At 40.6% G+C, this 13,713-nt stretch carries 15 protein-coding genes; 1 reads left to right on the top strand and 14 read right to left on the bottom strand.

Going from position 1 to position 13,713, the window contains the following annotated elements; translation table 11 throughout:
• On the top strand, positions 1-291 hold a 291-nt coding region (locus BMY79_RS11020), incomplete at its 5' end, for an integrase core domain-containing protein (protein ID WP_143065857.1).
• Between the two features lie 93 nt (positions 292-384).
• On the opposite strand, the gene BMY79_RS11015 is transcribed toward BMY79_RS11020, so the two are convergent.
• The 14 genes from BMY79_RS11015 to BMY79_RS12055 form a co-directional block, all read right to left on the bottom strand.
• Positions 385-591, bottom strand: a complete 207-nt coding sequence (locus BMY79_RS11015) for a helix-turn-helix domain-containing protein (protein ID WP_074730977.1) — start codon at positions 589-591, stop codon at positions 385-387.
• A 146-nt stretch (positions 592-737) separates the two neighbouring features.
• Positions 738-1,463 carry a CpaB family protein gene (locus tag BMY79_RS11010; RefSeq protein WP_074730976.1) on the bottom strand — a complete coding sequence of 242 codons (726 nt, stop codon included), beginning with the start codon at positions 1,461-1,463 and terminating at the stop codon, positions 738-740.
• A 17-nt stretch (positions 1,464-1,480) separates the two neighbouring features.
• A complete protein-coding gene (locus BMY79_RS11005; RefSeq protein WP_074730975.1) occupies positions 1,481-2,041 on the bottom strand; it encodes a hypothetical protein in 561 nt (186 codons plus the stop codon).
• A gap of 12 nt (positions 2,042-2,053) precedes the next feature.
• Positions 2,054-2,473 carry a hypothetical protein gene (locus BMY79_RS11000; RefSeq protein ID WP_143065856.1) on the bottom strand — a complete coding sequence of 140 codons (420 nt, stop codon included), beginning with the start codon at positions 2,471-2,473 and terminating at the stop codon, positions 2,054-2,056.
• Positions 2,474-2,485: 12 nt separating this feature from the next.
• A complete protein-coding gene (locus BMY79_RS10995; RefSeq protein ID WP_074730973.1) occupies positions 2,486-3,325 on the bottom strand; it encodes a type II secretion system F family protein in 840 nt (279 codons plus the stop codon).
• 12 nt (positions 3,326-3,337) lie between these two features.
• On the bottom strand, positions 3,338-4,291 hold the full coding sequence (locus tag BMY79_RS10990) for a hypothetical protein (protein WP_074730972.1): 954 nt from the start codon (positions 4,289-4,291) through the stop codon (positions 3,338-3,340).
• Positions 4,272-5,342: a hypothetical protein gene (locus BMY79_RS10985; protein ID WP_074730971.1), complete on the bottom strand. Its 1,071-nt coding sequence runs from the start codon at positions 5,340-5,342 to the stop codon at positions 4,272-4,274. The genes BMY79_RS10990 and BMY79_RS10985 overlap by 20 nt, the downstream gene beginning before the upstream one ends.
• Before the next feature lies 1 nt (position 5,343).
• Complete coding sequence (locus tag BMY79_RS10980; protein ID WP_074730970.1) at positions 5,344-6,606, bottom strand: ATPase, T2SS/T4P/T4SS family; 1,263 nt, start codon at positions 6,604-6,606, stop codon at positions 5,344-5,346.
• Positions 6,599-7,147, bottom strand: coding sequence for a hypothetical protein (locus BMY79_RS10975; RefSeq protein WP_074730969.1), 549 nt, complete (start codon positions 7,145-7,147; stop codon positions 6,599-6,601). Before BMY79_RS10975 ends, BMY79_RS10980 begins: the two co-directional genes overlap by 8 nt.
• Before the next feature lie 11 nt (positions 7,148-7,158).
• Positions 7,159-8,034 (bottom strand): hypothetical protein, encoded by an 876-nt coding sequence (locus tag BMY79_RS10970; protein WP_074730968.1) that lies wholly within the window; start codon positions 8,032-8,034, stop codon positions 7,159-7,161.
• Between the two features lie 64 nt (positions 8,035-8,098).
• A complete protein-coding gene (locus BMY79_RS10965; protein ID WP_027421644.1) occupies positions 8,099-8,335 on the bottom strand; it encodes a hypothetical protein in 237 nt (78 codons plus the stop codon).
• Positions 8,336-8,431: 96 nt separating this feature from the next.
• Positions 8,432-10,759 carry a VirD4-like conjugal transfer protein, CD1115 family gene (locus tag BMY79_RS10960; protein ID WP_074730967.1) on the bottom strand — a complete coding sequence of 776 codons (2,328 nt, stop codon included), beginning with the start codon at positions 10,757-10,759 and terminating at the stop codon, positions 8,432-8,434.
• A gap of 1 nt (position 10,760) precedes the next feature.
• A complete protein-coding gene (locus BMY79_RS10955) occupies positions 10,761-12,218 on the bottom strand; it encodes a hypothetical protein (RefSeq protein ID WP_074730966.1) in 1,458 nt (485 codons plus the stop codon).
• Positions 12,219-12,235: 17 nt separating this feature from the next.
• A complete protein-coding gene (locus tag BMY79_RS12055; RefSeq protein ID WP_177176447.1) occupies positions 12,236-13,327 on the bottom strand; it encodes a C40 family peptidase in 1,092 nt (363 codons plus the stop codon).
• Positions 13,328-13,713 lie beyond the last annotated feature (386 nt).

Raw genomic sequence — 13,713 nt, 5'->3', positions numbered from 1 at the left:
AGCCAGTATGTTTCTAATGCCTGGCGTGCAGCCACTGAAAAAATGCAGCGAAGTTATTCACACAAAGGATACCCATACGACAATGCCTGTATAGAATCCTTCCACTCTTTAATTAAAAGAGAATGGCTAAACCGCTTCAATATCCGTAATCAACGACATGCTTATCGACTTGTATTTGAATACATCGAGGCGTTTTATAACACTATCAGGATACACAGTCACTGTGACTATATGTCTCCTGATGAATTTGAAAAGTTGTATGAGAGGGTAAGCGAGCTGTCAGCAGCCTAGCTGGCAGAACTCCTCATTTTAATTTGTACTAAATCTTGACATAGGACCACTATGATACTCACTATGCTGTCCCGAATTACGGACCTACAGTGCCTATTTATCACTTTTCTTCCGCCAATTTTTATACTCACCAGTCGTTATTCTCTTATCACCAGGCTTTACGGCATCCGCAGGGATAGCCCAATCTCTTCCAAATTTTGTAGCACCTACTATTCTTCCGTCCACACAAAGCTTTTGTATTCTCCGTGGTGTTACTTCCCATTTCTCCGCTGCCTGTTTGATTGTCATATATCCTTCCATATGCACCTCAATAAAGATAACTTCCGTCAATAGTCTCATAAAGTTAGAGATAAAATCCCTTATCTTATATTTTATGTAGTGTAACGAACAATGTCAACGAAAAAGAGTGCACCCGGAATCCCTTCCAAGGTGCACCACTACGCCATTTATTCAGTTTTTAAATACATCTGAATACCACCATAGACAACGGCTGTATTGATACTTTCAACTTCCTCTGGTGTAACCCATACGGTAAAGGATGTCGCCACACCCTCATCATCGGTAATCTTCTTCCCAGCATTATCATATACCTCACTGACATATACATTTTCTGCCATAAGTACAAGCATCTCACTTGCCGGATCCACAGCATACACATCCACAATATCACCTTTTCTTAAGGAACCATTTACTGAGTCATCAAATGATTCTGCTGCAAACGATGTAATCTCGTACCCACCTTTGTACTTATCCATCACCTGATCCTTCGATGCCAAATTATCTTTTAAAACCATCTGTGACTTGGTCATTGCATCTTCAATATAGAAGCCTTCCTTTGGAAGATCTGATGTTGAAGTGTATGCATTCTCTGGAATCGCATTTTTTTCAACTGCGACACTTGTAAAGTACTTGTCAGCATCTTCATACTTAACAAAAGTATTTGCAACAACATTTTCCTTCATGACAAGGACCTGCCCCTTAAGGCTCTCTGCCTCCAGTTTATTCTGCATGGAAAGATATAATCCGCAAACCACAATTCCTGCAAAGAGTGCTGGGAGAACTATCACTTTAAGCACGGCAATAAGCTTTGCCTTGATATCTCCGCCCTTCTTCTTTTTAGCCACCGTCTTTTTGTTATCCTTTTCCGTTACTACTGCTTTCTTCTGAAACATATATAAAAATCTCCTTTCTACTCGTTAATTTCCAAGGTACAGTAAATATCCTTGGTCTTTGTAATAAAACTGCCGTCAATAATGTTCTTAATATCAAATCTCACACGACCATATGCCGAGGTTTCCTTAACCCTCTCACCTTTTGGCGAATACACACTTCCTAGTCTGCCGTAGCTTACGCTCTTCGCCCCAGAGGGTCCTGTGTAGGTTGTTATCTTTACCTGGCTTCCTTCAACTTCATAACAAATATAAGAATCAAATGAGAAGTTGTAATAGAATCCTGTAGTCTCTGCTATAGCCTCATTCATGCTATCCATAAAGATTCTGTGGGACTTGTCTACATTCTGAAAACGAACTGTAGGTGTTCCTGTCATCTCCAAAGTCTCAAAATAGTAAATGTCATCTGCTACAAGCGAAGCTAATACCGAATCAGCCAGGGAATCATCTACATGATGCTGATGGGTCATAAGTCTTGCCACTTGCGCCATATATAACGTCAATACAATCATTAAAAGTGCCATTGTAAACATGACGACGTACCCCATAGAGCCGGTGGCAGCCTTCTTTTTAAATATCATCCTGCCACCTCCCTACTGCTTCGCTGTTGTCTGTCGGTTTATCGTAATTTGAACCGGATGATCTGCTACCTTAGATAGCCCACCTGCAAATGACAAAACATTCTCATTATAAGTACCACTTATCTTTAGATAGATTCTGTTTCCATAATCCACTTCCGACATCGTTGTACCACTAAGGCTAATATTAGATAAACCATAACCTTCAAGTTCCGAAATCAGATTTGCTCTGTCCGCTGGTGTAAGATACCCTTCCGTTTCCATAATGAGCATATATTCTCTTGCAGTCTGTCTCATGCCCCACTTGTCTGAGATACCAGAAAAAGCTCCAAAGATGATGACTAAGAACGCACATAAGACAACCATGTTAATCATCATAACAAGCATGTTTTCTACCATAGATGCCTTCTTTTTCTTTTTGATTTTCTCAATCAATCCCATCACCTCCTAAAATCCTATCTGCAGTTCAAGAAGTTTCATAATGATGCAGTATAAAATCATTGCCATTAGATCCATTGCAATGAAAATTACATACATCATTGTTTTGTGCTCTAATATCATGCATCGTCTCTTATTTACACTTGCCTGCTCTCTTTCAATATTGTTTTCCAGTGTACGCAATGCTTCGTCCACCTGTCCGGTTGACTGTAACGATTTAATGACAGTACAAAAACTGGATATCTCACCATTTGAGAAACTAAGCTCAAGTTCATCCAAGCATTCATCAAGGCTAATTCCTGATTCCAAGTCGTTTCGCAGTCTTAAAAGCGCTGTCTTAAGTCGCTTGTTCTCTACCACAATTACGGAGTCCTTTAGAGCATCTGCAATATACTGACCTCCACGCTTTCCGTAGAGGACGGATCTACTCATTTCCATAATGTCCGGCATCATTTCATCGTTGGATGCTTTGTTCTTAAGCCGTATAAATAAATCTAGAAAGAACCATCCCACAAACGCTGCCATAAAAGAAATTGGCTTAGCCATATCACTTTTAAAAACTCCTGCACTGATAAAGAATGCTATCACTCCAAAAAGTCCTGCCATTAATGTCTTGTACAGATACCACTGACTCACAGTCATGTGGTCTTTCAGCAAAACACCCGCTCCCATCTTCTTGAGCTGAATCTGTTTATCATAGATAAAACGGATAAAGCCCTGAGAGTTTTTAATTTTCTCTATCTTCTTTTTTGCTTCCTTTGCCGGAGTTGTACCAGAGATAAGATAAACCGCCCCCTGCACAATTCCGAAAATCAAAACAAATAGCAGTCCTATAAGCATATAAACCATCTGTTTCACCCCCTACCTATCTGTTCCAAACATCTTCACGCCAACCATCAGATACAAAAGTCCTGTTACCAGAAGTAATACCTGCCCAAATGCATTGCTTGTCATAATGTGCTTCACATCAATTCCGAGACCTGCCCCTATGATCCAAACAATGATAATCTGCATAATTGAGATAACCACTAGCGTCAACTTGCTTGAAAACAAGATATTCTTTCTGTCCTCCCTAGCCGATAAGCCTGCTGCAATCTGCCCCATCATCTGCACTAGCACCTCTTCATAGTTTGCCTGATAATGCATACAGTTCTTAAGATTGATAATGATAGTCTGAAGCTGTCTGTTATCCACCGACTCTTTCATATAGTCAAATGCAATATCAACATTTCCTGTATTCTCTGCATCTGCAACAAATTTCTGAACAACTCCTCTGAGAGGTCCACTTAAAGCTGGAATCGTATTGTTCATAATCGTTACTATGTCACTACTACCCTTGGCATGATTGGATAAGATTGATACGAAGATTGCCGTGCCATCTTCAATCTCGTTATATGTCTTTCCTGATAGTGCTTTAAAAAACACATATACCGCCACTGCCTGAGCTACTGTTAGAAAGATGGCTACAAACACATTTTGAAATAGTATCGCTCCCTCAAAAAAGCCTGCCATTCCTGCCATAATCATTCCAAGAAGCATTACTTCCCCTGATACCCAAGGTAGATAGTTTTTGATTCCACTGGTTAAAACCAAACGATCAAGCCTATACAAAATAGAATTATTTTCTATCGCACCAAATCTGGTAACAAACTCTGCTTCTGATAATAGTTTCTTGTCTGTATTCTCTCTGTAACGCTTTACTATGTTGTTCCAAACATTTTTTTCCTTGAATCGCTTATGTACGATAACGGAAAATACAAATGTTAAGAGGAACATAAGCATCCAAGAGAGAAGGTTACTCATCTGTAATGTCATAATCCTCATCTCCTTTGTCTGATTTTTCTTCGATTTCCTTTTGTCTTTGTTTTTCTTCGAAATCAGGATCGCTAGGATCGTAGATTACTACTCCATCATCGTCGTAAAGGATAATCGGGTCGTTCCAGTCAATGGACTCGTCATAAGCCTTGCCGTTATATTTGCTGATATCACCATCCGACACATATCGAAACAGACCTACACCATTTACAAAGTAGTACCCACTCTTGAAGTACTCAGGGATCTCAATCACGATAAAGTTTGAATGCATAAACTCGTAATCGTAATTTACAAATCGCTCCATGCTTCCAAAGCAATGAATATTCGCCGTTAAATTGAAATCCTGATAGTATGTCCCGGTGTAAAACTCGCAGGTATACTTCTTATCCTTTTTTAGTCCAAGAACGGTACCGCCATCCGAAACGCTTTTTTCATCTACCTTTACATTGCCGACCTTATCTAGGTACAGCCTTGTAATGGCTGAAAGCTCCGTTAACTGGGATGCATCAGAATTCATGTCAATGAAATACTTGTAATCATCGTCATCCACATCTGCAAATGTCATAAAATAGTGACCACCCTTATCAGCTTCCATATTAGAAATGCCTATGCTGTATCCATAATCCGCAAACCTCTCAAAAACGATTTCCTGTGGTACTTCCGTACTTGATACGTAAATGAGCCGGTCCTTTGATGTTACCGTAGGTATTCTGTCATCGGTGCCTGATTTCACCCATATAGATCTGGGATATTCAATTGCCTCTCCAAGTTCCTCGTTTTTAAAGTTATAATCACCGGTGATACAGGTGAAAAACACACTTTCACCTGCATCCTTTTTTAAATCTTCTTCAATACTTCCTCCATCATGATGCCAAACATAAGCTTTACCACTCTTAAGGTCATCTACAGAAGAAAAGGAATCTGGTTGTTTTCCTGCCTCACCACTTACCGTTGCAAACAAATCAACTCCCAAAAATGTGGCAACCACAGCTCCTAAGGCAAGTACGATTACACCAATAACTATGATCAATAAAACCTTTCTGTTTCCCATATCACACACCTTCCTTTGCTACCGGATATACCTTCTCATATATAAGTGCTTCTCTCTCCTTATCCCATCCGGCTATCCTAACAATCTCATCTACATGAAAATCTCTAAGATGCACAACATACTCGAATCCCTGTAACTGCTTCAAGGAATCTCTTGTGGAATATCCGGTTGCCTGGCTAATATAATCTGCCATCTTATCAACTGCCATTTCACAACTTTCACCATGCACAGATGTCCAGCATTTATGCCCGGTCATTGAAGCTTTTGATAATCCTGCTGCCTCCTGACCTTCCTTAACCTCACCTACGATTACTCGATCAAGGTCTACAAGAAGTGCCGCTCTTGTAAGATCTCCAAGTTCATAAGAAATCTTGGAATCTCCAGAATTGGTGAGTACATGTGCTGCAAACAGATCAGGATGACTGTTATCAAAAAGCTCTGCATTCTCCTGACAAATCATCACAGATTCGTCATGGGGGATCTCAGCAATCATGGCATTCATAAGCGTAGTCTTTCCGCTTGCCCCTTTGCCTGTAAAAAGGATTCCTTTTGAGGCAATCATCTTAAACATGAGAGCATTGAGTTCTGCATTCTCCTCAGAAAAAAACTTCGGAATCATATTAATCTTGAGCTTCTTCTTACTCTTATCGGGTGCCTTATGGCAAAACATCCCTGCATCTTCAAGACTTCTTAATGTGTACTTTGTCTTTGGAACCTTTCTGATTGCTACAAGTGGAAGTCCACTGTCCGTAAGAAGTCCGGAAATAATTGTGATTCGAAGAATGAAGTCTTCCTGCGTAGCATCCGTAAAAGTCTGTATTGCATTTGCCGTACCAAGATTCACCTTGTTACGCTCACAGATCTTATTTACGAATCGCTTGTAGTAATTCACGTCTGAAAATGAAACACCACTTCCAAAGCGCCTACCGGTTCTCTTGATTCGAATATTCTCTGGGTTATAAAGCTTTATATCCGAAATATCCTCTTCATGAATCAAGTCATCAATGAGTCCATATCCCCAAAGATCCTTTCTAATAAGTTCAAGTACAAGCTGCTTTTCTTCCTCTGAAAGCCCTTTCCCTTCCTCATCTTCATACTGGCTAAGCTCGGCTTTCATACTTTCCAATATCTTCTCTCTCGATACTTCAAGTGCATCAAGATTCCTTTTTTCTAAATTAGCCAGAAGCCCGGCACCCTGCTTTTTATGAAATTCCTCACAAAGAGAGGATGCCAATCCTTCATAAGCTTTGATTTCTTTATTCATCTACTACCTCCGTTATCTCCTCAACCCTGTGATGGAGATTTCTCTTATCTTTAATATGTCCAGCTACAAATACTGCTCCAATCAAAATGCTTAAGATTACAACGAAAGCGATTACCTTTATAAGCAGTTTTCTTTGTGCCTTTGGATCTGCCTGCTGTTTCTTACGAAGAAGCATCTCTTCTTCCATTTGAAGCTGCTTTGCTGACTCTCTGATCTTCTTTGCATCCTCTGTTGACCTAAAATACAGTGGTGTGCTCGGTTTGAAGAAAAAGTAATATAGGTATTTCCCATATGTCATGTCTTCCGTATAGTTACAACCAATCGCCACGCCCACCATAAGAAGTGCCATAAATATCAAGATGCATATGATTCTCGGTGTTTCAAAAAACAACGGTAATAATACATTTAAAAGTACTCCTGCGATCACACTCCCGAAAAAGACGATCTTCTGCAGGATTGTCTGGTTCTTTAATGCATCTATGCCAAAGAGAGCATCTGCATCAATCTCTTCCAGATTTACGTTTCTGTTCATTTGTGCCATGTTTTCCCTCCTTAGAACATTCTTGCAATGATAGAATCACTGCCCTTTACAAGTCCGCTAATTACAATTGGTGTAATAGACATCTGTACAGTGATTAAAATGCACTTATAAATGTCTGAAGCACCCGTTAAATCAAAGTTCACAAGATTCGTACAAAGACTGACTCCACATTTGACTGCAACCACCATCATGGCTCCCGATATGCAAAATCCAAAAAACGTCTTAATGTACATCACAAGCGATCTTGAAATGTCATGCCCTCCTGCACCAAGTGCTATAGCAATTCCTGCAAACGGAAGTACCATAAGCGGCTTTAAGATACGCTGGAATGCTGAACTGATAATTGATAGGCAACTCGCAACCATGATGAATAGAAGCACTACACCACCAATCAAGAACAACAGCGAACATCCGACTGAACTCCAAAACTTCGATAACCACTCACCTGACAATTCAAAGTCTGGTAGCTTCAAACAGGAATCAATGATGCTTTCCATATCTCCTGATACTGATAAGGTGTATGTTCCGGTTGCTGCTATCTTTCCTGTAATACCATCAGCAAATGTCATGATGTATCCCATAATCGACCACATGTTGGCTGCGATATAAAGAATGATGCAGTACCTTAATGCGTCCTGAAGAAACCTCATTGCCTGTTGCCCCGGTGGGGCTGAAATCACGCTCTTATAGATTGCGATTATGAAAAATACCGTCGCTATTGGAACTGTTGCATCACTAATCGCGTTATAAAAGGTATGCACAACGTTGTATGGTGTTCCACCACCTGCTGTCTTTGGACTTGTTGTAAAGAGTGTCATTGCTATTTCAATAAGGGCATTCCATACAGAGAAGGCACAGTTGTACAAAGCTTTAACTATATCTGCCATATAAACTCCTTTCCATGAAAAACGACCCGGCCAGTGTTATTTACACTGAACCGGGTCTCTACCCTTAAGTCAGCGCAGTAACAAGTGCACTAAGCCCTACAAGAACGCCTCCGGCTACTACGGAATACACTGCCTGGTGTTCGCCCTGCTGATCCATTTGACGGAAAGCCATTGCGAACTTAATACCGCCATAGACTAGCATGACTGCTCCGATTGCACTTCCCAAAGTCAAAAGAACTGACTTTAAGCTCGTAATCGCATGAGTGTAGCTTGCTGCTGCCAAAACCATATTTGTTCCCATAACTGCTTTTCTCCTTTCCAAAGTATTAAAGGAAATCTTCTATTAATTCCTTCACAATACATTTGGGGTGGTTTTAAGCTCATTACTAAACTGGGATCAAAAAACTTTTGAAAAATTGTCAATTTGTTTTGTAGATGTTTCCTTCGGAAACATACTCATTATCTTTTCTGCGCCAAAATCTGCCATGATAAGCTTGTATAAATGCTTAATCTGGCTTCTCGTGTACCCGGACGCCGATAACTGTTGCACGGTAATACAACGACTTTGGAATCTCTTCTGTCCTTCTTCGTCATATCCGTCTTTGTCTCTGTATCTTTCAAAATCAATTTCCTCTAAATTACAATATTCCTCTAAATATCTCTCATGATTTTCATGGAGTTTCTTTTGCATCTCCTCTGTCATCTTAAGAGTTGTTACCGGCTCTCTCATCTCTCCTGCAAGCACCATATTAGAAAGATCCTGCATGGTAAGAGTCATAATTGCCGTACCTCGCTTTCTAAGATGTTCTGCTTCCTTTTTTGCATCTGCACCGGATAAAAGAATTGGCACTCCTGCCTCACTGCTAAGTCTCTTAAGCTGTCTTTTCTTCGGATCATACGGTCTGGTTTTACGGCATAAAAGCTTTACAAAATCCGTCCGTTCCATCTGTACCTTTGGTTCAAACAAAGGATCTGTACCCTTAATCACAATGGCACACTCACCGTCCTTCTTCATGGCAAAGATATCCTCTGCGGAAAGCAGACTCTTTTCCATAACATCTTCAGAGCGACTACTCTGCCCCTTATAATCCTTCGCATCGGAATCACTGGCTTTATGAATCGTCTGAGTACCAAAATGCTTAGATAGGTATTCACAGGAATCCATATCTGGCGCACCCAAAATATCAATAATAGAACAGTTACCAATAAGGTCCTTATCCATATCAAACTTAGGAAATTTCCTTTTAAGCTGAATAAGGTTCTGCACGATGATAACTGCAGACATATTTCGGCTACGCATAGTTGAAAGCTTCTCTACGAAAGAGTCTGGCAACGTAACATTTGCAAACTCGTCCATCAAGAAGGTCAAATGCTGTGGTAAAGACTCATGCATATTAGGGTCAATTGCCGTAAGATGATACAGCTCATCAAAGAAAAGTGAATATACCATAGATGGGATCCAGTCATAATATCTCTTATCCTCGGATGTAACTATAAACAGAATTCTCTTACCTGTACTGCTCTCCTCGGACGGCTTGCTATAACCGAAGCTCTTTGCAATCTGAATCTCGTCCTCTGATAATAGGTCGATTACGCACTGAAGTTTCATATATCTGCAATGTGCATCAAGTGAAGCTACGATAGAACTGGTTGTTTCCGCCGCTCCGTTATAATACTTCTCTACTGCTACATACCCCGGAAAATCCGTATCATGCGTCTTTTTCCACTGAATCTGCGCCTTTCTCTCGATGGACATAATGCCGCCTTCTCTATTATCAATCGATCCATCCGCCTTTGTATAAACCGTTGTTGCATCCAATAACTTTACAAAAGTACGCCAGTTTCTTAGTTCCTCTGGATAGTAATAATGGATAAGATATATAAGCGATGTTAAAAGCACTTCCGCTGACTGCTCAAAGAACTGATCATTACTACCACCAGCCTCATCCTGCGGAGTTGTTGCTTTCATAAGAATACCGGCAATGCTCATGATATCGGACTCATTTCGGATATATCGAAATGGGTTAAAGTGTATACTCATTGGCATTCCATCTTCTGATTCCACATTCATAACCATGACTTCATATCCGTTATCTTCAAAATATTGTCCGGTCTGCTTATAAAGTTCACCCTTCGGATCCGTGACTAGGAAATTGCCACATAACTGGCTTAACATAGGTCTTGCAAGCCTAAATGATTTTCCTGATCCCGGAGGCCCTACTACGAGAATATTTAAGTTCGAAGTCTTTACGTTATCTATGGACAGATATACATTCTCAGCCAACCAATAATTCTTTGTGTTTACTGTAAGCGAACCGCTAATGTGGTCTTTTCCCGGATTAACCTCAACAACATTGCTTTCATCATGATTGGCAAACATTCTGGTAAACTCCTTCGCATTGCCCCACTTAGCTATACCAAATTCCTGCCCAGCGAAGGGATGCTCAAACTTTGTAAAAATCATGATAAACACAAGCGAATACATTACCCAAAAGCTACCTATAAAAGGGAGGGTCGCCGAAGTGACCCCCACAATAAAATGATGCTTTATGAGAACAAAATCCGTGAAGTTATTCATAAACTCACCGAAATCATTATCCGGCATCCACGAGGCTCCGCAAAGGAGCCCCAAATAAATACATAGAAATGTTCCGATGCCGTATATCACAAGTGTCTCTTTAACATTTCGAGTTCGCTTTTTTATAGATGTTCCCGCTTCTCTCATACTATCTGCCCTTTCTGCCTGTGGCTTTTGCTACTGCATCTACGACAGATTCTCCATTCTTCTCAATGATATCCGCACCATACATCTCTTTCTTTTTTCCATCTGGCTGTACAATAGCGTAGGTATTGTCACCTTTGATAAAAATCTCAGCATATTTTTCATCCATAGAATCCACCATGACACCGCGAAGCAGTCCGTCTTCTGTCTGCAAGCAAAGAACATCATCTTCGTCGTACATCAGCTTTTCAGACTCCACCTTAAGAACACTAAACTGCGAATCCTCATATGCTTTCTTTACTTCTTCATTCTCGTTATGCTTCTCGACAAATTCCTTTGCCTCATCGGAGCTATAGGTTTTATCTTTTTCTTCGCCCGAAACCTCTTCACGGGCATTTTTAAAATTTTCCTCGATAAACTCCTGATACTTCACGAAACGCTCCTTTGACTGCACAACTGCTGTAGGCTGCTCGTTTTCAAGACCTGCCTCTTTTAAAAGATGTGGAAGCTGCTTCTCCCACTCTGTCTGTGATAGTCCAAAATCGGAATACACCTTCTCACTGGATGTTCCCGGGATTCTGACATAGTATTCAGAGAAAATATGCCCCTGCTCATCCTCTACAAATTTTCTGCGGATGTAATGAATCTTGTCATCCTTGGTTCGCTGACTGTAATAGATTTCCTTACCTTCAGGAACAAGCTCTGCATCTCGAACCGGCCACATACAGTCATACGGCTCATATTCTTTTACAATGCCACATGTATTCTCCTGTTTTAACGCCATCTCAGGGTTAAACTCAGCAAGAGTTCCCTCTCCCTGCTTTAAATACTCTGCAAAATCTAACACATTATCACGATCAGCCTTGGCCTTGGATTCATTCAAAAGTTTCTCATTCTGAGCTTTTGCATCTTCAAGCATCATAAGTTCAGCTTCTGCCTCTGCTTTTTCTTCTTCTGTTGTAGCGTTAAGGATTCTCTCTTTTACAGCTACAATCTTTGCATCATATTCAGCATCCTTTTCTTCCTCTGTTTTAATTCGTCTGCTCATAACAGCCTTAATCTGCTCCTGATGAATACCCATATCCTGCGTAGGTACTGCTACTGGGATATAATCATCATTCGGGTTAAGATCAGGCATGATGCAATAGCGAAGATTATACTTCTCGCAATAAATATCAAAGTCTGACTTTCCATAAAGGATATTGCCCTTTTCATCCTTTCCAATAGTCGGAGCATCAAACATCTCCTTTGGGAACTCCAGGATAGCCGGTGTTCCTTCGCTCACTTCCTGCAGTTTCTCCCAAGTACAGTTACCGGGCTTTTTTAAATACTTCTCGTTGTGCCATTCCTGCAAAGCCTTTACCATACGAGCCATTGCAGCAATCATAGCTTTAGTTCCCTTAAAGAGGTAATACACACCTTTGTATTCCATCTCAACAACCTGTGAAATTTCATCTGCCATATCTCAAATCTCCTTTTCTACATATTTGGCCTACAAACCATGCAGGCATTCTTTGTTCTAAGTTTCTGATAGACCACTCCATACTTTGTACTAAGTGCCTCTACCGCCTTTCCATCACCGACATAAATCGCAACATGATAAATCCCCATGTATCTTCCATTTGCCTCTCCACCATAATAGATAAGGTCTCCAGGCTTTAGATCCGAAGTACTTAGCTTTTTACTATGTGCCTCAAGCATCCTTGCCCCTTCTGCGGCTGTCGGAGGATAATTTGTTCCATAACTAATATCTACACCTGCATTCTCCCAAGAATAATAAGCAAGCGAACTACAATCATACGCCTTACCGCTAGTACGATAATCCTGACTGTATGGGTATCCTACTTTCGACAGTGCATACCGTATAACCTTTTCCTGTGTTTCATCGGCACCGGAAGCAGCCACAATCTCATCAATCTCTCCATCCGAAAATGAAGTATTTCTAAGTCCTCCACCATCTCCGGTAAACATGGCCACAAAACCACTTAGTGCTTCTCCCACCTCTGCGATTGGCTGCAATACGCTAAACAGCAACGCAACGATGATAAACACCACTGCCGCAATTGTTGTGAAAATCAATATATATGGTGCTATTAAAGCCGCCAGTTTTGCCAACCACTTTTTCACATATGTCATGGGATTGATGACTGTGGTAAAGGTCTTTACCAAACCGCTATTTCCATCCCTCAAGGCATCCCCTGTCACTTTTTCAGAGACAAGATCATTTGACATATCAGCCTTTGCCTTAAAAAGATTTGCTACCGCTGTCTTTGTTGCAGCCACCTTCGTCTCTTTAGACTTAGCTTTCTTTGCTGATTTTTCCGCTGAAGATACCTCCTTTGTCTTACCAGCGGATAGTTTGCCTTCACTTCCAGCTCGCTCATCCGTAAACTTACTCATAGTAGAATCCTGCACTTTGATTTCGGAAGTTAAGTCCGATTTATAAGCTATATTTGCTTTAGCCCCTGCGTCAGATGTTTTGATTTCATCAAGGATTCGCTTTTGTTCTTTTGCTTTAACCTTATGTTTATCCGCCGAAAAACGGACAACTTTTTCTACTGTCTTATCCATGGAAGCAGAGGCAGCCTCTTCCTTTTCCGGAGAAAAGATAGCTGCTTCCTCTGATATAAACTGCTTCATGGAGTCTGCAAAATTTCCTCGTATTATATAGTAGTAGTTTTTAGAGACCCTCTCCAAGGTCTTTATAACTATTCAGTCATAGTCTTTTCTTTACCTTTTCTATAGGTTCGACTATGATGTTTAGGATGCTGTGGATTGGTTATTATTTCCTACCACTTGATGGTTTAAGAAAGGCTCCAACCACAGTCTCTTTGTTCATTTGTTAATCAGTTAGATACCGCATGACGGTTTATTTAGAACGAGGTTACAATCGCAAAGAGCACCCTGTGGTTCTAAAACAGCATTAATACATTTCAAAGGAGATTTATTTTTATGAT

This window comes from Lachnobacterium bovis (assembly GCF_900111325.1).
Taxonomy (GTDB): domain Bacteria; phylum Bacillota; class Clostridia; order Lachnospirales; family Lachnospiraceae; genus Roseburia; species Roseburia bovis_A.
The sequence above is the reverse complement of the archived record's forward strand: the minus strand, read 5'-3'. Positions and strand labels throughout refer to the sequence as shown.